Below are 20,140 nucleotides of genomic sequence, written 5' to 3'. Positions count from 1 at the left end.
GGTCATTACATGCTTGTGTTTCACTTCCTCAGGACGTAACTTCACTCTCGTGAACATGACACCGGCCCAAGAAGTGGCGGCGAATGTTCGCAGTGAAGCTGCAAGACGACGCATCTCCCAGAAGCAGCTCGCCAAGGCGCTCGGCATGAGTCAGCAGATGCTCTCTCAGCGAATGCTCGGCCGGATTGCTTTCAACGTAAACGAGTTGACCGCGGTCGCAAATTTCCTCGAAATACCCGTCAGTCATCTTCACTGCGAGCCGTCGCACGTGTGATCCCCAGAAAAAATGCCCGCCCGGTGCTCGAACACCGAACGGGCAGACCCCCAGAAAGGACCTCTGATGACAGATTCTACGTCTCCTGCTCGGGATGGCAACGAGGCAGGCATCCCACTTACCCGTGACGACATCGTTTCCGCCGTTACTGAGGCACTCCAGTCTGTGACTATCCAGACCGAATCGAAGCCGTTCACCGCGGTGAATTACACGATCAACACCAGTGACATGACCTTTCCCGGCCTTGATGCGTTCAGCGATAAGGCTTCCACGCCTGCCGATCGCGGCGTGCGGAAAGTGTCACCTCATCGTCGAATCGACGTCACGCCCGAGATTCTCGAGGCCGTCGCAGAATTCCTATTCGACACTGGCGTCGAAACTCCGATGATCAACAGTCTCCGTTCGATCGCAGCCTGTCATCGCGTCGATCTCGACGATCCCGTCGACGTCGTGCCACCTTCCGCCGACCCCACTCTCGACGAGCTGGGCAAGCAACTCGCCGACGCCCTGGAACTTCAGAGCGAGCGGAAGCTGGTCTTCCACTCGGCTCAGCGAACGCAGGTCGTAGCTGCGAAACGCTTCGAGGACGCGAGTAGTGCGGTTCTGGACATCGAGAAGCAGATTCGCCGACATGTGAGCGGGGAACCGTCATGAACGACTTCGAACGCCAGTATGCGATCCAACTCCCGAACGGTGAACTGTTCACGTACCCGGAACCGGAGTCGTTGCTGCCGAGTTTCATGCGACCAGCTGTGCCCGCGCGGAAACCACGTCCCGCAGTCTTCGACACTGAGGCCGACGCAATGAAGATTCTCGATCAGATCCGTATCGAAGCGGCGAAGGTCGGCGTCACAAACATCGGAGCGGTCATAATCTCCCGCGTCGTTGGACCCTGGGCCGAGCCTGACCTCGACAGCTTCATTGCCGCGGTCGAAGGTCATGCGAACGGAGATCCGTCATGAGCCATCCATACGAGGGCGATCTCGACTCAGTGCTCGAGAACGTCCCGCCGACCGACCGTGCTCGAGCCCTCGTCGATCACCACACCAGCCTTGCCGACCAGTTCGTTGCCGAGTTCGAGGCCGGCGTCATCGACCACGGCCTCGCTCCGAACCACTTCGTTACCTAAAGCCCCGGTGGCGCCTCCCAAGTAAGACCGTTGCCCGGCCCAGATGACCGGAAGTCGGCGCCACCGGCTCACCTTCTCCCCATTCATTCCCCCAAGACAGGACCCTCCGCGATGACGCATGTCCAAATGCCGATGATCAGCACCTCACCACTCCCCCCGATTGCTGCCGAAGTCTGGCGCAACGTGGTCGCGACCGAGATCCAGAACCACCCGCAGCGAGCTCTGATCGGTGATCCGTCCGAACCCGAAGCTCGGGCGGTTGTCGTGGCCGATCTCGCGCGTCGTGATTTCGATGGCGCCGAGACCGTTCGGCCCTACGTGAAGTTCGATGCGACCGATCCGGATCGCCTCGCGCAGCTCGTGAAGATCTGCAGGTTCCTCGTCGTTGTCCTAGCCGTCGCGGTCTTCGTCGGAATGTGCATCGCGTACACCACCTACCCGGAATTGCGGTGACGAAATGTTCTGGCTCGCACTGATGATCATCGGAGGAATCGCGGCTGTGTTCACCCTCATCGGTTTGGTGGTGGAGCCGTGAGCGCACACCCCACCCTTCGCGAGATGGCATTCAAACTCGACACTCTCGCAATCGAACTCGCAGACAAGGGAAAGCACCGCGAGGCTCGGACTGCGATCAGTCTGGCTATCGCGCTTGAGAATCGTCAGCAGCAGATCAACGCTTCCGACTTCAATCGCCGCGGCGTGGTGGACGACCGATGAGCAACCTCGACGCCGAGGGTGTCATCTTCGCGACAGTTGAAAACCTCTCTGCCGTAGAGGGTTACGGACACTGGCAGCAGACGGATATGGAGACCTTCGCCAATGCGAAGCGCCTCGGATTCTCAACGGCGTACATCGAGATCACCACCCCCGATGACGACGACGACATGATCCACCTCATCGCCGAGAAGCTTCCCGCTCAACAGCAGCACTCCCCCGAATTCGGCGCTGCAGTTGACCACGCCTACGACATGACCGACCACAAGAACGGGATCTGAGATGTCCTCCCCTGCAGCAATGCCCGGAGCCTCGGCAGCTAAGCGCAGACGTCGAGTGCTCGTCGAATACGAACGCATCGCAGGCGAGCGCCCTTGTGCGGTCATCGGCCGCCCGCTAGTCGACTCCGACACCTCCAGCGTGTACACGCGGCACGGGTTCCTCGAACTTCGCGGCGAGTGGCCGAGAACAGACGACATCGCTATCGCGCACCGCCGAGTCATCACAGTCACGTTCATCGACGTGAACGCCGAAATCCCTGCGCTGCTCCGAGATCACGGGCTCGCGCCGAGCGAGGAGCCCCCGTACTGATGAATCTCCTCGCAGCGAAATCCAATCCGGGCGGACGAGTCATCTACACCAACCCGTCGACCGGAGAGAAAGAGTCCGGCGTCATCTCGCACTGCGACAACAGGAACGTTTACGTCCACTACGGCGAACCGCCGATCATTCACCCAACTCACTCCGACAATCTTGAATTCGATAGGAGCAGAGGATGATCCACACCGAACCGCATCCACTTGCAGGCCAGACCGTCGAGATCAAGATCGAAGGCGAGACGCTGGAGTACCGCCTCGAAGACTGGTGGGACCGCGTACACGGATCGTCCTGGATGTTCGCGTACCCAAACCCAGCCGCACTCAAGTATGCGATGCGCGCTGGTTTCGCTGGACTCCCCGTCGACGACGAGGTTGTCTACGGCAAGGTCGACATCTTCGGCCACCTGATCCACGTCTCCGAGATCGTCACGCAGCCATGAGTTCCGACCCGGCCTGGGGTGACCTCGAGGACTTCACGCCTGACGAGCCTGACCCCTTCCACGAGTTCGATCCTCGCGACGACTACCCAGATTGGCGGCGGCGATGAACGAACACATCGACGGGCACAACCGAGTCGTCGTCACCCCTGAGCCTGACAACAAGCTCCGCATCGACTGCTATCGCCGCGACTCCTGGTCCGGCAAATGGCTCCACGAGTACGGCGGAATCCACCCCGCCGCAATCTTTTCCACGCCAAACGACAAGGAAGCAAAATGACCGAGTCCACCACCGTCGGCTACCACGTCATCAATCTCGTCGCCGAGAACTACAAGCGGATCAAGGCGGTCGACATCACGCCCGACCCGAATTCGTCGACGGTGACGATCGCCGGACGCAATGCGCAGGGCAAGTCGTCCGTCATCGACGCAATCTGGGCAGCGCTCGCCGGCACTGCGGCGACCAAGGGCACCGCGACAACCCGACCTATCCGCGACGGCGAGAACACTGCCCGCGTCACTGTCGACCTGGGCAACATCATCGTCACCCGAACGTGGGAAGGCGACAAGACCGCGCTCAAGGTCGAGTCTCGCGAAGGTGCACGCTTCGGCTCTCCACAGAAGATGCTCGACGAGCTGATCGGTCGACTGTCCTTCGACCCACTGGCGTTCGCATCACTCGCACCGAAGGCGCAGCAGGCCGAGCTACTCCAGTTGGTCGAGTTGCCATTCGATCCCGCGACGCTGGCGAGCCAGCGAAAGGCAGCATTCGACGACCGAACCGACGTCGGGCGCGTGGTTAAGCAACTGCAGGGCCAACTCGCCGGATTCCCTGAGATCGGCGATGACGTACCGGACGAGCCCGTTTCGGTGGCCGCATTGATTGAAGAACTGGACATCGCGACATCGCTGCAAGTCGACGCAGAGAACGCGGCCATCAACGCGAATCATGCCGCGCGAGCGGTTGCCGATGCGGAGCAGGGTGTCACTCGAGCCGAGGAACATCTCGCTGCCATGCGCGCTGATTTGGCTAAAGCCGAGGCACACCGGAATCTCCTGCCGGAACCTCCCGAGGTCGAACCGATCCGCACCCGCATCAACAATGTCGAAGAGGTCAATGCTGCGGTCCGCCAGAAGCATCAGCGGCAGGAAGTCGTCGACCTGCTCGACGCCGAGAAGTCGAAGCGGGACGCACTCACCGACAAGATTGCCGAACTCGACAAGACGAAGACCGACGGACTCGCAGCCGCGACGTTCCCCATCGACGGCCTCGGATTCGACGACGAGGGCGTGACCTATCGCGGAGTGCCGTTCGCGCAATCGTCGGCAGCTGAACGCCTTCGCGTGTCCGTTGCAATGGCGATGGCGATGAATCCCAAGATCCGCGTCATCCGCATCACCGACGGCTCGCTCCTGGACTCCGAGAATCTGGCGCTCATCGAGGAGTTGGCGGCTGCCGAGGGATTCCAGGTCTGGATCGAGCGTGTCGACGAAACCGGCAAGGTCGGCGTCGTCATCGAAGACGGCGAGGTCAAGGCATGAGCGCGGGCATGCGACTTGATATCTCAGCCGTTCTCAACGAAGCCGCCGAGGCAATCGAGCGCGAAGGGTGGGGACAGGGCGAGTATCGCAACCCCCGAACGGGTTGCCTCTGCACACTCGGCGCCATCCGCGTCGCAACCGGCGTAGATCAACACGAAGGGCGAATTAGGGACTACTTCAAAGCGGTAGACGCTCTGGTCAAACACGTTGGAGACGTAGCTGTTTGGAATGATGAACCCGATCGCACGCAAGCGGAAGTCGTTGCCAAACTGCGCGAAGCCGCAAAAGGATGCGAGGTCTCAGTATGAGTGCACCCACCGAACCCGGCCTCTACGACGGCATCCCGGATCACGTATACCACGGAGACAGGAACTCGCTCTCGTCGTCCGGGGCACGGAAGCTCCTCCCGCCAAGCACGCCGGCGCTCTTCAAGTACGAACAGGATCACCCGGTCTTCAAGAACACGTTCGACTTTGGACATGCCGCCCACGCCGAGGTTCTCGGTACCGGCATGGACATCGTCGAGGTCATCGCCGACGACTGGCGCACGAAGGCGGCGAAGGAAACCAAGGCTGCGATCCACGCGGAGGGCAAAACCCCGCTGCTGACGAAGGATCTCGCGAAGGTTCACGAAATGGCCGACGCGCTCCGTAGTCACGAGACCGCGGCGACGCTGCTCAGCAACGGCAAGGCGGAGCAGTCGCTCTACTGGCGAGATCAGGCAACCGGCATCATGCGACGGGCGCGCCCCGACTGGCTCCCGAACGTGACCGGTTCGCGCATGGTCGTCGTGGACTACAAGAGCGCGGTATCCGCCGACGAGACCGACTTTGCCAAGGCTGCAGGAGATTACGGCTACCACTGCCAAGCGCCGTGGTATCTCGACGGCATCATCGATCTCGGCATCCACCCCGACCCCGAGTTTGTGTTCGTCGTCCAGGAGAAGGAACCGCCCTACCTGGTCAATGTCGTTCAGCTCGCACCCGATGCGCTCGAACTCGGTCGTCAGCTCAACCGCATCGCGATCGAAACCTACGTGACGTGCAGGCAAACCGGCATCTGGCCCGGCTATGGCGAGGACATCAAGCTCGTCGACCTTCCCCCGTGGGTCTATAACCAGCATGGAGACCCCGAACCCGAAATGGTGTTGTGACAATGGATCTCACCGAATCAATCGCCCCGAAGTCCGACCAACTCAACGCCGAGGATCTGCTGACCGGTCCGCGCACCGTACGGATCGAGAAGGTCACGGCCGGATCGGCCGAGCAGCCGTTCGACTTTCACCTCGTCGAGTTCCCCGGCCGTCCGTTTCGTCCGAGCAAGACTGTCCGACGCATCATCGTCAACGCCTGGGGCAAAGAGTCGTCCGCGTACGCCGGCCGACGCATGACCCTCTACCGCGACCCCGAGATCACGTTCGGCCGCGACAAGGTCGGCGGCATTCGGGTGTCACACATGTCGCACATCACGAAGCCGGAGACGGTGTCGCTCACGGTCACCCGAGGTAAGCGGGCGCCGCACACCGTCCAACCACTGCCCGACATCGCGCCGATCATCACCACCGAGCAGTCAGACGAGATCGCCGCAGCCATCGCGAAGGCTGCCAACCGCGCGGAACTCGACGCGATCGGCGGACAGCTCACGACGTTCGACCTTGCTGACCATCGTGGACGCCTGCAAGGGCTATGGAAATCGCGACTGTCCGAGCTGGAATCCGCCTCAAATCCGGGCGCAAAACCGGAACCCTCGCAGGTCACGCCACCGACGCTTCGCGAACGTCTCGTCGCAGCGCTCGTCCGCGAAGGAAAGGCAGACGAGCCTGAGCAGGCCGGTTACCTGTCCGGCGAGTTCCAGCGTGCAATCCAGACCCTCGACGATCTCACCGACGCCGAGACAATCGAGATCACGGAGTTCCTCGAGGCCGAGCAGGCGAAGGCATCGACATAACCGCCCTCGCACCCGAACCCAAAAACCCCACCAAAAAAGGAGATTCACAATGAACCAGCCCCTGATCGACTCCGCACGTCTCAAGTTCACCGGCATCTCGTCCGAAGACTTCGAGGATATCCCCGACATCGGCGAGATCCGTGTCTTCACCATTCGCGCTCAGTGCACGAAGCACATCGAAGAGCAGATGGCGAACGAAGGTACTCGCAAGATCGCCAACATGAAGATCGAGCGAATCCTCGTCGGTGTCGACAAGAAGATTGCCGAAGAGACGAAACCCGAACCGAGCCTGTTTGATACGCCCGAAGCTGGCGGATCCGACGAGGACGACGAGACCGGTGAAGGATCCGAATCAGGCGACTCTGACACGGAATCGGGCGAATCTGGCGCGGAATCCGAGGGTGATGAATCGGATTCAGGCGAGTCTGAAACGCCGTCGAACGTGGTCGGCATCGGACACGCAGGGCCGCAGTTCTCCGCCGGCGACTAGCCAAACCCCGCAGTAGATCCCGGGCCGCCGTCGTATTGGCGGCGGCCCGCTTATGCACAGGAGCTATCCACAATGGGCACAAACAAAATCGAATGCCTTTGTTGGCCAGTCGAAAACCCCTGGACTTACTACGGGATTGTCGAGCCGGGTGGAGCGCCGGAGCCGAACCCCGATTGCCCCCAACACTTCCCCGCTGAACCTTTGGAGACATTATGAGCCACTACATCACCGTCCGCGTTGAACTTGAAGACGGAACCATTGCTGAAAAGCGCACGGAGATCGACAGGATCGGCAACCCGCGCTTCATCGCATTTGAAACCCGACAGAGTGCAGCGGTCGCAGTTGATGAGGTTGTCGCGATGCTGACAGCGACCCAGCCTAAGCAGATTTTCCCCGATCAGGTGTCCTCATGACCGCGCCCGATCCGGAGAAGCGCGGCAAGGTGTTCCGCGTCGTCGTCGCCTCCTACCCGACACCGGACGGGAAGCCGTTCGTAGACCAGCCAGACGAGTTCTGGGAAGAGATCGTAGGCAACCACAACGACGGACTAGCAGAAAACACAACACCCGACTGGGTGCCTGACATCTCGGAATACCTTTGGACGTCAACCCAACACGGCATTGCACCGCCAGAACGGAAGGGTGCACCGGTCTCGCAGGACGATGAGGGCTATCCACTGCTCGTAGTGCCCGCGCTGACTCGCAAGCATTTCTTCGCACGACATGCAGCAAAGGCCCGCGTCGATCAGCTCGTTGAGTGGGGATGCGTTGCCCGGGTGGAGACGGCAGAGATCGGCCCATGGATGCCATGACCGAGCGACGCTGCCCCGTGTGCTGGCGCCCCATCCCCATCGCGGACGACTGGCGGTTCGCACGCCATCGCGACAAGGCCGGCAACTCGTGCCCGATGTCCAAGCGCTACGTCGAACGCTCCGAACGAGACCACACCGAACCACTCCCAAGGAAGGAGCCCGAGCACCATGCCCAGCGACTACACGCGAATGAACCGCGACATCTGGTCAAGTGACGAGTTTCTCGACCTCTCCCAAGCGGCTCAGCACCTCTACTTCGCGCTGTGGACCCATCCGAATCTGAGCTTCTGCGGCTCCGTTGAATGGCACCCCGGAAGGCTCGCGACTCGCGCTGCAGACCTCACTCCCGAGTCTGTCGTCGAGTCCGGAATCGAGCTATCTCAGAGCCTGTTCATCGCCGTAGATCTGGACACCGAAGAGGCTCTGGTGCGGTCCTGGATCAAGCATGACGGCCTCTGCAGGCAGCCCAATATGGCAGTCGCAATGTCGAAGGATCGAGCCGCTCTGTCGTCTCGGGGGCTACGCGGAATCGTCGTGCACGAAGTCGCGAAACTGCGCACCGCTGAGCCTGATCTGTCGGCGTGGAAGCGCGATCAGGTCGTGAACATGTTGACTCAGAAGGCGATTGACCCGGCCGATTTCCTCGCGTCGAACCCCTGGACAAAGGGTTCGGTTAACCCCTCGGGAAACCCTTCGGGAAAGGGTTCGGTTAACCCTTCCGAAAACCCTTCGCCTAACCCATCGGTTAACCCCTCGGGAAAGGGTTTTCGAAAGGGTCCCGTTAACCCCGGCCCTACTCCTACTCCTACTCCTACTCCACATACTCCAAAGACAAAAGAGGGTGGTGAAGTAAGCGCGGAAGGTTACGAGGGCGACCCAAAATCACCCCCACCCCTCCACTGCTCTCAGCACATCGACGAACCGACGTCCGCGCCCTGTCGGGCATGCGGCGACGCCCGTCGAGCTCGCGAAGTCTGGGACCGGAACGAAGCCCACGCCGTCAAGCGCGCTCAGTCCTCCGAAGCCAAGCGTCGAGCCGAGCTGATCCAAGCCGCGATAGACGAGTGCGGCCTCTGTGACGAGAACGGCTACTTCGGCACGACCGTCTGCGAGCACAACCCCGAGCGAGTCGAGACCAACCGGCGAGGCGCGGCACGTGTCCGCGAAGCACTCGCCGAAGTTGCGAAGCGAAAGGCTGACGATGAACAACTTTGAGGATCTGATGAATCACGAGAAGGCGCTCACGGTTTCGTGCCAGGAGTGCGGCGCCAAGGTTGACGAGGTGTGCACTCGGATCGACATCAAGGGCGATCGCTGGCCGTTGAAGAACTTCCCGGCGCACCTGTCCCGACTCAAGCGCGTCGATCGCCTGGAGCGCTTGCACCAGCTCGACGCTGAGCGCTCGAAGACCTTCCAGACCGACCGAACCCCTTCGGGAACCGTTTCAATCGCTCCTGAGGGCGATCAGCCGGTCGGAATCGACACCGAGGGGCGTGGACGATGAGCGGCGAAGTGATCTCGATCAACCGAAAGGCCCCTGAACCGCCCACGCTCATCTGCGCCTGCGGAAGCGGATGGTTCACCGCACTCGTCTGCTTCGACGGGCAGACGGTGACCGGATACAGCCTGCCGGTCAAGTGCATCGACTGCGGCCAGGAGGTCACACCGTGACCACCGTCGTCGGACTCGATCCGAGCCTTACGGCCGCCGGAGTGGCAATTCTCAGCCATCCGAAAGCGGCTGAGACACCCAACGTCCCAAAACTCGCCACCGTTGGCATGAGTGGGTCCGAATCGGCGACCCTTGCCGAGCGAAGCATCCGGATCGTCGACCAACGCGATCGCATCATCCGTTCGATGCCTCCGAGCGTCCGCCTTGTCGTCATCGAGGCGCTGCCGTTCAGCGCTCCGAAGTTCGCAGGTCTCTATCAGGAGCGATGCGCGCTCTACTACGCGCTCGTCGAGTTCCTGGCGCGTCGGAAGATCCCTGTCGTCGAGGTGGGAGTGACCACGCTCAAGAAATTCGCGACAGGAGATGGCAAGGCCGAGAAACGCGATGTGGTCGCTTCGATGCGCGAACTGTGGCCGCATGCGAAGGTCCGCAACGACAACGAAGCTGATGCACTGACCCTGGGAACGATGGGCGCGATGCACCTTGGTTGGCACGAACCCGAACTGATGCACCACTTTTCACCGAATGTGAACTGGACAGGACTGAACCGATGACCGACATCATCGACGAAATCGACGCGCTGGTTGACGAGCAGCTGGGCGGCTACCACAACCGAAGTGGCTACGACTACAACGTGAATCAAGAGCGGTGCCCTCACTGCGAGCGCCAATGGCATGGGCTGAAAATCACCAGGCGTATCGAAGGCATGGCTGCGCAGGTCGCCTACGACGAGGACTATCGCTACGCCGATGATGACAGCGAAGTTCTGTGCCCTGGTTCGAGTTTCATTGGACCCTGGGCGACGAACCGTCAGATACAAGCCATTCGGACAGCTCGTCTCCTCGGTGGCGTTCCGTCGGTGTCGTACACGCGGATACGCGAGCCCGGCGATCGCGGTATCGAAAGCACGCCGTGGAGTGCACCTCGAATCCGCAACAATCCGTTCTCTCGCCGCAATGGTGAACTGCGGGTGCGACCGTTGGGATATTCGCTGCCAAACAGCGACGAGCACGGGTGGAGCGAAATTGGTCGAGTTACCGAGTTTGGATTGGGCCCTGTCGAGGACTTACGCCGCCGCGAACCTGCCTGGCAGCCCAGCCAGTTGACGCGGGGCGATGTGATTGCCATGGACCTGGCTGGCGGTCGTCGACAATTCGCGGTCATTGTCGACATCGTCGAGCATGACGACGGCACGACCTCGTTTGTCACCGAGGATCCGCGGTACAGCGCACGGGCACAACAGCTTCGCGATGCATTGGCATGTGAGCGCGTCTCGGCTAGGGAAGCGCAGATCCGGGGCGCCGAAGTCTCGCAGACGATCGTGGACGAGACGCACATGTTCGACGACTCACAGTGGTCCATCCTTACGTCCCGATTCCGAGATTCTGGGCCGATCCCGCCTGAATTGCAGTTCCCACGGGAATGGCCGGACTTCATCGAGGCAACCCTGCGCATGCTTAGGAGTCCGAACCCCTTCCTGAACGCAGAGCCTCAACATGGGCCACAGCCCGAACCCGACACCCGCACTCCGCAAGAGCGCGCGCTACCTCGGCCGAGCACAACACCACCGTTCTGGGCCAAGGATGCCGGAACGCAGCGCAGGTCTCGCACCAACTCACGAAGGAGGCACCGATGAACGCACCGAAGCGGGTCGAATGCGAAAGCCTGCCAACGCCGGCCGGCACTGTGTATGTAAGCCAGGATTCGAAGTGGGAATGCCCGATAACCTTCTCCGACGTCGGCGCGCAGTACCCCAGTCTCGACATGGCGCAGGTCGGCAATCTGATCAATCAGGACTTTCGTGTACTCGCACGGAAGGGCCGACTGTCGTTTCCGAACTGGCGATATCTTGGCGGACGCCGCGGTCCCGTCACTTGGACTTACCCGAGCTTGGCCGAGATCCGCGCTGAGTTGGCTGGCAAGGATCTCGCATGTTGGTGCCCTATCGACGAGCCGTGCCATGCAGATGTTTTGCTCGAAATTGCGAACGGGAGCGTCCAATGAACGACCACACTCCCCTTGATCTGAACTTCGAGTTCGGGACTGATTGCACAAACGGAAATCCTTGGTGCGTCTATCCAGAACCTCACAAACATGGTGGGTTCGCATGCGATGAGACTTGCCCGTGCAGAGGGCCGGAGACTAATGCGCGCGGTGCCGCAAAAGTCCTCCGAGGGGAGAGCGGACGATGAGCGAGCCGAAGCGTATCCAGCGCAAGCGAACCAAGGGTTGGAAGATGCCCGAGAATGCCGTGTACGTCGGCCGTCCGACGAAGTGGGGAAATCCGTTTCGTGTAGTCAAGTCGTCATGCTGCCCCACCTGGGATGTCGTGGACGACAATGGTTCGGCTTACGTGGTTGACCATGCTTGGGCGCACGCGAACCAGTGGAAGGACCTGCGACTACCAGGGGCGCTGAATTGGGCAAGAAGTGAAGCGGTTCGGCTGTACCGATTGGACATCACCGAGTTGCTGGTAAGTCCCCCGCTAATCGCCATGGCGCCTAAGGAACTTGCAGGGAAGGATCTGGCCTGCTGGTGCCCGCTCGATTCCCCCTGCCATGTAGACGTTCTGCTCGAACTCGCGAACGGAGCGGCATCATGACTACGGATTGTCACAACTGCGGGCGCACGGTGGCCGACGATTTCGACCTGTGTCACGACTGCATGGCCACGCTCGTCAAGAATCTGGAGCGGGTGCCAGGGCTCGTCTCGGACATCCTGATTACACGCTCGCGTCAGGATCGCATGAGCAGCAACCTTGCTCGCGGTAAGAGTGCCGAGACCGCGTTACCGATCCGGCTGGATCAGTACGACCAGCGTCCGACGCAACGCCCCTTCGATGCACTGACGAATGAGTTGGTCACGTGGGCGCGTGATCTCGACGCGCTGATCGGCGGCGAACTGGATGCGGCCCTGGATTCGCGAGGGCTGCGCGACATGGTTCATCGTCATCGGCACAGTCGCCGGCCGGATCCGGCATCACTGTCGCAGGATGGTGCACTCGACGCCGAGCTCGCGGCGATCTGGCTCTCGCTGTACGCCAACGAGCTGCGCCGCCACCCTGCCGTTGCCGAACTGTTCGACGGAATCGAGGACGCGATTGCTCGGTGCCGCAAGGCGATCGACCGCCTTCCCGAGTTGTCGTACAAGGGACCGTGCCCGCACGTGAGCTACGACGAGGAGCGGCAACCGTTCACCTGCTCGGCCGACCTGTACGTCGAACGCGGCGAGGATTACGTGAGCTGCCCGCGCTGCTGGACGCATCACCGGATTTCGGACCTCGAGCGCGCAATGATGCGCGAGATCGACGATCGCCTGTTCACTGCTGCGGAGATCGAACGTCTCACGCGCGAACTCGGCGAACCTATTCCTGCAGGCACGATCCGGTCATGGCACAGTCGCGACGTGATCGCGCCGCACGCATGGAAACAGGCTGACGGCACTGTCTCTCAATACTGGATGAGAAGGAGTGATCCGCCGATGTACAAGTTCAGTGAAGTGCGAGACGTACGAAACCGGGGTGAAGCGTGAATAAGATCGACGCTATGGACATCGTAGAGTTCCTCGAAGCGCGTCTAGATGAGGATGAGGCTGACGCCACGGAGGCTGACGGGGACCGCCTCTTAGCCTGGTCTAAGCACGACAAGATGGTCATTGTCGATTCGGGATTCATGCAGACATTCACTCCCTCAAGAATCCTCCGCGAGGTCGCAGCTAAACGAGCGATCATTGCCGCACTCAAAGATGGTGACCTGAGGCTCTTTCCCGGGTTATGGAAAGCCGCCGAGCTACTCGCGATCCCGTACTCCGATCACCCGGACTACGCGAAAGTGGAGTCGATATTTCCGGATCGCCCAACCGGCAAGACACGCCTGATGTAACCCCAGACTTGAAACCGCTCTGACCTGCGTGCAACACTTGACCTCGCGCGAGCAATCGTGCACCCCAAATACTGAAACGACACCCCCGGCCAACGTCGGGGGTTGTTTTCGTTTAGGCCCCATTAAAGCCACCCAGCCCTGTTGCAGAGTGCCGCCCCTCGCCGGCTGTGCGCTCCGGGGCTGGGTGCACATAGACCTCCGCTCAGGTGTAAGTCGCCCACCCTGTTCTAATGCGTGACAGGGCACGGAATCCAAGCAACTCCCAATGGCGTCGAGCCCTTTCCCGGGCGCCGAGTTGCTGCCTGCAGCGGACCTTCGTCCCCGCTCTCAGTGGGGTACGCGGCGATCCAATGGCCTGATGTGCCGAGGTAGCCGAACAACTGAATAGGGATTCCCTGTAGCTCAAAGGCAGAGCTGCCCGCCATGATCGGGTGAAGGTGCTGGTTCGAATCCAGCCAGGGGAACTGCCGTTCCAGGTCGAGCCTCTGCTCGCTTCTAAGTCCAGACCAAGTGACCGTCCCTGAATCTTTCTCAGGCGAAGGCGGGGCCAGTCATTCACCCAAGAAACACCGGCCCCGCCGACGGACACTCAACCACAAGGTGGTGACAGCGATGAGCGATACCCTCGTGTCTCTTGCAGAGCGTGAGTTCACACCGGAAGAGCATCAACAGTTCTCGGCGTGGCTGCGGACGATGCCGTATCGGAATCGCTGCGAGTTGCTCGACGTACTCGTGGAGATGAATCGGTCGGTGCTGGCGCCGTTCGATGCCTGCAACATGGCGCACGACATTGCGACTGGATACGCGGTGCAGCTCGATCACCTGGCGGCAGCATGATCTGTCAACTGATCGACGTCGTGCTGATTGGCTGGTCGCTGTTCCGGTTCTGGGTGCTCGGATGCCCACCTTCCGGCTGATCCGTTGGGTCATCGAGGGACTCGTTCGGATGTGGAGGTCGTGAATGGTCACCAGGACCACGACCGAGCGCGGTCTCGGATGGGATCACCAGAAGCAGCGCGAGCGACTGATCCGAGCCCACGTCGACGGCACGCCCTGTTGGTGGTGCACGCGTCCGATGTTTCGCGATCGCGTGCACAACTGGGACTACGACCCGTCATCGCCTGACTCTGCCTCGGGTTCACTCGCCGCCGATCACTCCCACGCCAGAGCGCACGGCGGACTCAAGGCCGACCGCCTGTTGCATGGCAAGTGCAACAAGGAACGCGGAGATGGGTCGAGAGATCACCTGCGCCCCGCTGTCACTGGAAAGCCAATTGCACAGGCTCAGGCCGACCATGAACTCCTCGGCGTCCGCGTGATGCCCTGGCCATGACCGACAGAAGAGGACCATGACCACACTCGAAGTTGAGATGCCCTGGCACTCGGCCGCCCTTGGCATGGTCGAGTTGAGCGAGTCCAGTGCGATCTCGGTACCCAGGCAGAGTGGGCGAACCAGAGTCGCCCTCGACGCGTCACTGCGTGCGTCAGTCCGAGGCGATCGTGTCCTGTACTTGACGGACGGATGGGAACAGTCGAAGGACGCGATGTCTCGTTTCGTTCATCCGCTCAAGCTGAATGACCCACACGTGCTGGCCCGCGTACGCAAAGCTGATGGCGCCCGTGAGGTTGAGCTGACGAACGGTGGGCGCGTTCACTTCGCGCCTTACGGTTCGCGAGGCATTCGAGGGCGCTTCGATCTCACCGTCTGTGACGACTACCGAGGGTATTCGATCGACGACGCACTCATGAACACCGACCGCATCCTCTATGCAGGACTTGGGTCGACGCATTCTGGCGTCCCCACGTTCCGGATCAGTGCCAACCGCGGTGATGACATTGACGATGAGGACGTCTGGAAGCGAGTTCATCCTGGCGTCGGCATCACGACGACCATCGCAATCCTGCGTCGCCTTCACCAATCGTTGACCCGCGAGCGTTTCGCAGTCGAGATCCTCAATATCGAACCCTGATCGTCGCAGGTCAGAGGCTCGTGACCCCGCCCCCGAAAATATTCGAGGGGGTGGGGGTCTCCTGACTGGCCGCCCTAGTCAGGACGATTTTTTTGCTCGGCCTCAAAACTTTCGTGCAAGGGGGCGGAGATGGACGACGAAGCGGACAGTCTCGGACCGCGAGGGCGCCAACTTTTCGACGAAATGTCCCTCGAAGAAGACCCTTACGAGCTCACAACGCTGATTCTCGAGACCTGCCGCGTCAAGGATCGCCTCGACTTCTGTCACCGCGTGCTGAGTGGTGAGAACGCGCTATGGATGCGCCTGATTCCCTCGCGTGGAGATTCGACGGTCCTCGAAGTGCGGATCGACTCGGCGGCACAGGAAGCGCGACAACTCCTGACGTTGTATCGCCAGATGCTCGCCGAGATCAAGAGGAGGCGTGCCGATGACGTCGACCCCGGTGCTGGCGGATACGGAAATCCCCTCGACGATCTGTGACGAGGACATCGACGAGAAGTTCGCGCAGATCATCGCCACCGAGTGGCCGAAACTCGAAGGCCGACAGACACCGAACTCGCTGGCCTACACGCCTGGCGATATGCAACTCGGTCTCAAGGCTGCCGAACTCGCGCGCCGATCATCCTCGCGCATCCGCGCGATGCCGTGGCAGTCCTGGTCTCTCGAACGGATCATGTCGAAGTCGGCAGATGGGACATGGACTCATCCCGAGTGCTGCCTGATCGTCCCCCGCCAGAACGGCAAATCGCTGATCCTCTCGATCCGCGTGCTGTACGGCCTGTACAAACTCGGCGAGAACATCGTCTTCACCGCCCAGCAGTGGGAAACGGCGAAGTCGCTGTGGAAGCGCACGTGGGCGATCGTCAAGAGCACGCCGTGGTTGCGTGAACTGGTCGAGTCCAAGACGTGCTCGCAAGGCCGCGGCACGATCGTTCTCAAGTCCGGCGCCCAGGTCGTGTTCACCACCCGATCGAAAGACGCCGGCCGCGGTCTCGACACCGTCGATCTCGAAATCTACGACGAGGCATATGACCTCACCGAAGCCGACATGGCCGCACTCTCGCCGACCAAGATGGCCGCCGAGGATCCGCAGACGATCTACACCTCGTCGGCGGTCAATCAGGACCAGCATCCGAACGGATCCGTCCTCGCTGCAGTCCGTGAACGTGGCCTTGCTGGCGAAGAGGGATTGTTCTTCGCCGAATGGATGGCGCCCGACGGACTCGACCGAACCGACCACGAGACCTGGCGATGGGCGAACCCGTCTTTCGGGGTGATCCAGACGGTCAAGAAGCTCACGGCAGAACTCAGGAAGTTCTCGACCGCAGCGGGAAAGAAGAGCTTCGACGTCGAATACCTCGGCCGCGGAGACTGGCCCAAACTTGCCAGCGACGTCCCAACCTGGACTGTGATCGGCCGGACCGCCTGGCATGACCTCCACGACGAAGCGCCTGCTCTGACCGGTCCTGTCGCAGTGTCGATCGACCGGACGATGGATGGCTCACTGTGGGTCATCGCCGCCGCCCAACGGACAGAACTCGGTCGGATTCACGTCGAGATCGGCTACTACCAGGCGGGCACACACGAGCAAATCTTGTTGCTCCTGCTGGCGGTGGTTGCCGCCTGGAACCCGTGCGTCATTGCGACGGATTCGAGATCGCATGCCGCAGTGCTCGAGCCGCACCTGACAGCGGCCGGACTCGAACTGATCAAGATGACGACGAATCAGATGGCTACATCGTGTCGTGCTTTCGTCGATGACGCCGAAGGTGCCGTCATCAGTCACTCGAATCAGAAGGCTCTCAACGATTCTGTCGAAGGTGCCGTCGAACGCACGTTACCCGGTGGGGATTTCGTCTTCGACAAGCGAGCTGACGCAGTCGTGGCACCGCTCAACGCGGTGCAAATCGCACGGTGGGGGCTGCTCACCTTTGGATCTCGGGTTTCCACCAAGACTGCCGCACCGAAGGTCGAACAATCGCTGGATTCGATCGGCGCATGGTCCGGGAGTCGCGGATACGAGACCGATGTAAGTCAATTCGACGCTCTCGCAGCGGGATTCTGAAGGGAGGTGCACGGTGGTCGAACTCAAGAAGACGGCAGTGCCCCGGAACGAAATCGGTTACGTCACTACCCAAGGGCAAAACACCGACTGGCAGCAGTGGGATTCCGACGAGCGAGTGCCGGAACTGCAGTGGCCGCAATGCAATCACGTCTACAGCCGCATGATGAAAGAGGACGGCCGCGTTTCATCGGTCTTGTCAGCAATCGGATTGCCGATTCGAAGCGCACATTGGTGGGTTGATCCCAATGGCTCGCGCGACGAAGTGGCCGAGTTCGTCTCACGCAATCTCGGATTGCCGATCCTCGGAACCGAGCCGGACACGCAGCCGCGCATGAAGGGTCGCTTCTCGTGGGCGCAGCATCTGCAGAACGTGCTGTTGATGCTCCCGTATGGGCACAGCATTTTCGAGCAGGTCTATTCGATCAACGAGGATGCGACGCGCGCCATGCTGCACAAGCTCGCGCCGCGCCCACAAAAGACAATTTCGAAGATCAACGTCGCGCTCGACGGTGGCCTGGAATCCATCAGGCAGCACCCTCCGGCGAGCACTGAACGTGTCATGTATGGCATTGGCGGTGTAGAGATTCCCGTCTCGCGCCTTGTGGCATATGTCCGCGATCCCGAGCCAGGAGATTGGCGGGGCAATTCGATCCTGCGGCCGGCCTATAAACATTGGCTGCTTAAGGACGAGTTCATGCGTATCCAGGCAGGCGCCGCCAGGCGCCACGGCATGGGTGTTCCCGTTGGCACCGCGTCGAAAGACGACGACCAGGAAGAGGTCGACCACATGCAGGCGGTCGCCTCCAACTACAGGGGCGGCTCGAACTCTGGCGTCGGACTCGCGAAAGGCCAGAAGCTCGACCTTCTCGCGCCCACCGGCACGGTTTTCGATATGCAACCCGCGATCAACTTCCACGACAAGTCGATCGCGCTCGCTGGCCTCGCCCACTTTCTCAACCTCGACCGAGGCGGGTCGTATGCGTTGGCGTCAGTCCTTGCGGATCCATTCGTGCAGTCGGTACAGGCACTCGGCGAATTCATCCGTGACACCTCGAACGCCCATGTCGTAGAGGACCTCGTCGACATCAACTTCGGTGAAGACGAGCCCGCTCCGCGAATCGTGTTCGACGAGATCGGTTCCCGGCAGGACGCAACCGCTGCCGCCCTCGGAATCCTCGTCCAGAACGGACTCCTCGAGCCCGACGACGAGCTCAAGATCATGCTCCGTCAGAAGTTCGGCCTCACCACGCCCGACTCCCAAAGCGCCAAGGGCGCACCCGATCCCAACGAAGGAGGGGCAGAGTGAGCCGAGCATCCATACGCAACGGCATGCGCGTCCCAATCAATGCCGCTGCCAACAAGCGTGATTGGTACCGAATCCGCAACGCAGCGGACGACGACGATGGCCCTGCCGAGATCCTGATCTACGACGAGATTGGCTACGGCTGGTGGGGTGGCGTCAGCGCACAGGACTTCGCCAAGGATCTCGGCGCCATCACTGCCGACGAGATCACCGTGCGCCTGAACTCCCCCGGCGGCGACGTCTTCGACGGCATCGCGATCCTCAACGCGCTCCGCTCGCACAAAGCAACCATCACCGTCTACGTCGATGGACTCGCGGCCTCAGCGGCGAGCTTCATTGCAATGGCGGGCGACGAGGTTGTCATGCGGCGCAACAGCGAAATGATGATCCACGACGCGTCCAGCTTCGGCGCCGGCAATGCGGGCGACCTACGCAAGCGCGCAGATGATCTCGACCGCGTCAGCAACAACATCGCGTCGATCTACGCCGAACGAACTGGCGGAACTACCGAAGAATGGCGCGACTTCATGCTCGCCGAAACCTGGTATTCCGCACAGGAAGCCGTCGACGCTGGCCTCGCCAATCGAGTCGATACGAAGGACGAGCCCGAGAAAGACGACAAGGACTCGGCGAAGAACTCGTTCGACCTTTCGCTCTTCAACTATGCGGGTCGCCGTGAAGCGCCGGCGCCGCCACAAATCATCCGCCACGCAGACCGTGCCGGATCTCGCCCGAACGCATCGCGTCGGGCGCCCACAACCCCAGCCGCAAGCTCGGTCGGGTCTACACGAAAAGGAGGCTCGACAGTGGCAATGACACTGACTGACGAGCAGGAAACCTCCGTCCTCGAGGCCCTCGGGCTTGAGGAAGGTGCCACCGCCGACGAGGTCGTGACGGCGGTCGAGGAACTGGCCACTGCGCCCGCGGAGAGCGAACCCGAATCGGAGAACGCCGCCACCCGCACCACGACGGCACGTCTGCCCGAGGGAGTTGTCGCGATCGACGCAACCGCGCTCGACGAACTGACGCGCAATGCCGAAGAGGGCGTGCGCGCGAGAGCACAGCAGTTGCGCGACGCCGACGAAACGCTGGTCTCCAACGCAATCCGCGACGGCAAGTTCGGTCCCGCACGCCGCACCGACTGGCTCAAAGCGCTCGCGACCGACCGCGACGGTGCAACCAAGGATATCGACAGCCTTGCCAAGGGATTGGTGCCTGTAGCCGAACTCGGACACGGCCAGAACGAGTCCGAGACCACCGACAACGTCGAAGAGAACGACAAGTTCAAGAGCTGGATGGAGGCCTGA

The 20,140-nt window shown here is 61.2% G+C and carries 33 protein-coding genes and 1 tRNA gene; all 34 read left to right on the top strand.

Annotation, left to right across the window (positions count from 1 at the left end):
- The first annotated feature begins 55 nt into the window (after nucleotides 1-55).
- The 34 genes from QM716_RS15915 to QM716_RS15750 all read left to right on the top strand — a co-directional run bounded on the left by QM716_RS15915 (nucleotide 56) and on the right by QM716_RS15750 (nucleotide 20,140).
- Nucleotides 56-274, top strand: coding sequence for a helix-turn-helix domain-containing protein (locus tag QM716_RS15915; RefSeq protein WP_283305012.1), 219 nt, complete (start codon nucleotides 56-58; stop codon nucleotides 272-274).
- Nucleotides 275-340: 66 nt separating this feature from the next.
- Nucleotides 341-928 carry a hypothetical protein gene (locus tag QM716_RS15910; protein WP_283305011.1) on the top strand — a complete coding sequence of 196 codons (588 nt, stop codon included), beginning with the start codon at nucleotides 341-343 and terminating at the stop codon, nucleotides 926-928.
- Complete coding sequence (locus tag QM716_RS15905; protein ID WP_283305010.1) at nucleotides 925-1,236, top strand: hypothetical protein; 312 nt, start codon at nucleotides 925-927, stop codon at nucleotides 1,234-1,236. Before QM716_RS15910 ends, QM716_RS15905 begins: the two co-directional genes overlap by 4 nt.
- Nucleotides 1,233-1,403 (top strand): hypothetical protein, encoded by a 171-nt coding sequence (locus QM716_RS15900; RefSeq protein ID WP_283305009.1) that lies wholly within the window; start codon nucleotides 1,233-1,235, stop codon nucleotides 1,401-1,403. The genes QM716_RS15905 and QM716_RS15900 overlap by 4 nt, the downstream gene beginning before the upstream one ends.
- A gap of 111 nt (nucleotides 1,404-1,514) precedes the next feature.
- A complete protein-coding gene (locus tag QM716_RS15895; protein ID WP_283305008.1) occupies nucleotides 1,515-1,856 on the top strand; it encodes a hypothetical protein in 342 nt (113 codons plus the stop codon).
- 78 nt (nucleotides 1,857-1,934) lie between these two features.
- On the top strand, nucleotides 1,935-2,120 hold the full coding sequence (locus QM716_RS15890) for a hypothetical protein (RefSeq protein ID WP_283305007.1): 186 nt from the start codon (nucleotides 1,935-1,937) through the stop codon (nucleotides 2,118-2,120).
- Nucleotides 2,117-2,398 (top strand): hypothetical protein, encoded by a 282-nt coding sequence (locus QM716_RS15885; RefSeq protein ID WP_283305006.1) that lies wholly within the window; start codon nucleotides 2,117-2,119, stop codon nucleotides 2,396-2,398. The genes QM716_RS15890 and QM716_RS15885 overlap by 4 nt, the downstream gene beginning before the upstream one ends.
- 1 nt (nucleotide 2,399) lies before the next feature.
- Nucleotides 2,400-2,708, top strand: a complete 309-nt coding sequence (locus QM716_RS15880; RefSeq protein WP_283305005.1) for a hypothetical protein — start codon at nucleotides 2,400-2,402, stop codon at nucleotides 2,706-2,708.
- A gap of 184 nt (nucleotides 2,709-2,892) precedes the next feature.
- The gene (locus QM716_RS15875; protein ID WP_283305004.1) at nucleotides 2,893-3,156 is read left to right on the top strand and encodes a hypothetical protein; all 264 of its coding nucleotides are present in this window, start codon (nucleotides 2,893-2,895) and stop codon (nucleotides 3,154-3,156) included.
- Nucleotides 3,157-3,259: 103 nt separating this feature from the next.
- Entirely contained in the window at nucleotides 3,260-3,433 is a 174-nt protein-coding gene (locus QM716_RS15870) for a hypothetical protein (protein ID WP_283305003.1), read from the top strand.
- Nucleotides 3,430-4,695 carry an AAA family ATPase gene (locus QM716_RS15865; protein ID WP_283305002.1) on the top strand — a complete coding sequence of 422 codons (1,266 nt, stop codon included), beginning with the start codon at nucleotides 3,430-3,432 and terminating at the stop codon, nucleotides 4,693-4,695. The genes QM716_RS15870 and QM716_RS15865 overlap by 4 nt, the downstream gene beginning before the upstream one ends.
- Nucleotides 4,692-5,003: a DUF6197 family protein gene (locus QM716_RS15860; RefSeq protein ID WP_283305001.1), complete on the top strand. Its 312-nt coding sequence runs from the start codon at nucleotides 4,692-4,694 to the stop codon at nucleotides 5,001-5,003. Before QM716_RS15865 ends, QM716_RS15860 begins: the two co-directional genes overlap by 4 nt.
- Nucleotides 5,000-5,848 (top strand): PD-(D/E)XK nuclease-like domain-containing protein, encoded by an 849-nt coding sequence (locus QM716_RS15855; RefSeq protein WP_283305000.1) that lies wholly within the window; start codon nucleotides 5,000-5,002, stop codon nucleotides 5,846-5,848. Before QM716_RS15860 ends, QM716_RS15855 begins: the two co-directional genes overlap by 4 nt.
- A gap of 2 nt (nucleotides 5,849-5,850) precedes the next feature.
- Nucleotides 5,851-6,642: a hypothetical protein gene (locus QM716_RS15850; protein ID WP_283304999.1), complete on the top strand. Its 792-nt coding sequence runs from the start codon at nucleotides 5,851-5,853 to the stop codon at nucleotides 6,640-6,642.
- A 49-nt stretch (nucleotides 6,643-6,691) separates the two neighbouring features.
- On the top strand, nucleotides 6,692-7,132 hold the full coding sequence (locus QM716_RS15845) for a DUF7171 family protein (RefSeq protein WP_283304998.1): 441 nt from the start codon (nucleotides 6,692-6,694) through the stop codon (nucleotides 7,130-7,132).
- Nucleotides 7,133-7,344: 212 nt separating this feature from the next.
- Nucleotides 7,345-7,545, top strand: a complete 201-nt coding sequence (locus tag QM716_RS15840; RefSeq protein WP_283304997.1) for a hypothetical protein — start codon at nucleotides 7,345-7,347, stop codon at nucleotides 7,543-7,545.
- Nucleotides 7,542-7,943, top strand: coding sequence for a hypothetical protein (locus QM716_RS15835; RefSeq protein WP_283304996.1), 402 nt, complete (start codon nucleotides 7,542-7,544; stop codon nucleotides 7,941-7,943). Before QM716_RS15840 ends, QM716_RS15835 begins: the two co-directional genes overlap by 4 nt.
- 168 nt (nucleotides 7,944-8,111) lie before the next feature.
- Complete coding sequence (locus QM716_RS15830) at nucleotides 8,112-9,158, top strand: hypothetical protein (protein ID WP_283304995.1); 1,047 nt, start codon at nucleotides 8,112-8,114, stop codon at nucleotides 9,156-9,158.
- The gene (locus QM716_RS15825) at nucleotides 9,145-9,447 is read left to right on the top strand and encodes a zinc finger domain-containing protein (RefSeq protein WP_283304994.1); all 303 of its coding nucleotides are present in this window, start codon (nucleotides 9,145-9,147) and stop codon (nucleotides 9,445-9,447) included. Before QM716_RS15830 ends, QM716_RS15825 begins: the two co-directional genes overlap by 14 nt.
- A complete protein-coding gene (locus QM716_RS15820; RefSeq protein WP_283304993.1) occupies nucleotides 9,444-9,614 on the top strand; it encodes a hypothetical protein in 171 nt (56 codons plus the stop codon). The genes QM716_RS15825 and QM716_RS15820 overlap by 4 nt, the downstream gene beginning before the upstream one ends.
- Nucleotides 9,611-10,168 carry a crossover junction endodeoxyribonuclease RuvC gene (locus tag QM716_RS15815; RefSeq protein WP_283304992.1) on the top strand — a complete coding sequence of 186 codons (558 nt, stop codon included), beginning with the start codon at nucleotides 9,611-9,613 and terminating at the stop codon, nucleotides 10,166-10,168. The genes QM716_RS15820 and QM716_RS15815 overlap by 4 nt, the downstream gene beginning before the upstream one ends.
- Complete coding sequence (locus QM716_RS15810) at nucleotides 10,165-11,250, top strand: hypothetical protein (RefSeq protein WP_283304991.1); 1,086 nt, start codon at nucleotides 10,165-10,167, stop codon at nucleotides 11,248-11,250. The genes QM716_RS15815 and QM716_RS15810 overlap by 4 nt, the downstream gene beginning before the upstream one ends.
- Nucleotides 11,247-11,618 (top strand): DUF4326 domain-containing protein, encoded by a 372-nt coding sequence (locus QM716_RS15805; protein ID WP_283304990.1) that lies wholly within the window; start codon nucleotides 11,247-11,249, stop codon nucleotides 11,616-11,618. Before QM716_RS15810 ends, QM716_RS15805 begins: the two co-directional genes overlap by 4 nt.
- A 184-nt stretch (nucleotides 11,619-11,802) precedes the next feature.
- On the top strand, nucleotides 11,803-12,216 hold the full coding sequence (locus QM716_RS15800; RefSeq protein ID WP_283304989.1) for a DUF4326 domain-containing protein: 414 nt from the start codon (nucleotides 11,803-11,805) through the stop codon (nucleotides 12,214-12,216).
- Complete coding sequence (locus QM716_RS15795; protein ID WP_283304988.1) at nucleotides 12,213-13,145, top strand: hypothetical protein; 933 nt, start codon at nucleotides 12,213-12,215, stop codon at nucleotides 13,143-13,145. Before QM716_RS15800 ends, QM716_RS15795 begins: the two co-directional genes overlap by 4 nt.
- A 14-nt stretch (nucleotides 13,146-13,159) precedes the next feature.
- Entirely contained in the window at nucleotides 13,160-13,495 is a 336-nt protein-coding gene (locus tag QM716_RS15790) for a DUF6221 family protein (RefSeq protein ID WP_283304987.1), read from the top strand.
- Between the two features lie 391 nt (nucleotides 13,496-13,886).
- A tRNA-His gene (locus tag QM716_RS15785) sits at nucleotides 13,887-13,959 on the top strand.
- 148 nt (nucleotides 13,960-14,107) lie between these two features.
- Complete coding sequence (locus QM716_RS15780) at nucleotides 14,108-14,332, top strand: hypothetical protein (RefSeq protein WP_283304986.1); 225 nt, start codon at nucleotides 14,108-14,110, stop codon at nucleotides 14,330-14,332.
- A 124-nt stretch (nucleotides 14,333-14,456) separates the two neighbouring features.
- On the top strand, nucleotides 14,457-14,828 hold the full coding sequence (locus tag QM716_RS15775; protein ID WP_283304985.1) for a hypothetical protein: 372 nt from the start codon (nucleotides 14,457-14,459) through the stop codon (nucleotides 14,826-14,828).
- 16 nt (nucleotides 14,829-14,844) lie between these two features.
- Nucleotides 14,845-15,465, top strand: coding sequence for a hypothetical protein (locus QM716_RS15770; protein ID WP_283304984.1), 621 nt, complete (start codon nucleotides 14,845-14,847; stop codon nucleotides 15,463-15,465).
- A 129-nt stretch (nucleotides 15,466-15,594) separates the two neighbouring features.
- Entirely contained in the window at nucleotides 15,595-15,945 is a 351-nt protein-coding gene (locus QM716_RS15765) for a hypothetical protein (protein WP_283304983.1), read from the top strand.
- Entirely contained in the window at nucleotides 15,893-17,530 is a 1,638-nt protein-coding gene (locus QM716_RS15760; RefSeq protein WP_283304982.1) for a terminase large subunit domain-containing protein, read from the top strand. Before QM716_RS15765 ends, QM716_RS15760 begins: the two co-directional genes overlap by 53 nt.
- A 13-nt stretch (nucleotides 17,531-17,543) precedes the next feature.
- Nucleotides 17,544-18,836, top strand: coding sequence for a phage portal protein family protein (locus QM716_RS15755; RefSeq protein WP_283304981.1), 1,293 nt, complete (start codon nucleotides 17,544-17,546; stop codon nucleotides 18,834-18,836).
- A complete protein-coding gene (locus tag QM716_RS15750) occupies nucleotides 18,833-20,140 on the top strand; it encodes a head maturation protease, ClpP-related (protein ID WP_283304980.1) in 1,308 nt (435 codons plus the stop codon). The genes QM716_RS15755 and QM716_RS15750 overlap by 4 nt, the downstream gene beginning before the upstream one ends.

This window comes from Rhodococcus sp. IEGM 1409 (genome assembly GCF_030056735.1).
GTDB lineage: Bacteria > Actinomycetota > Actinomycetes > Mycobacteriales > Mycobacteriaceae > Rhodococcus_F.
This window is presented reverse-complemented; position numbering and strand designations above follow the sequence as displayed.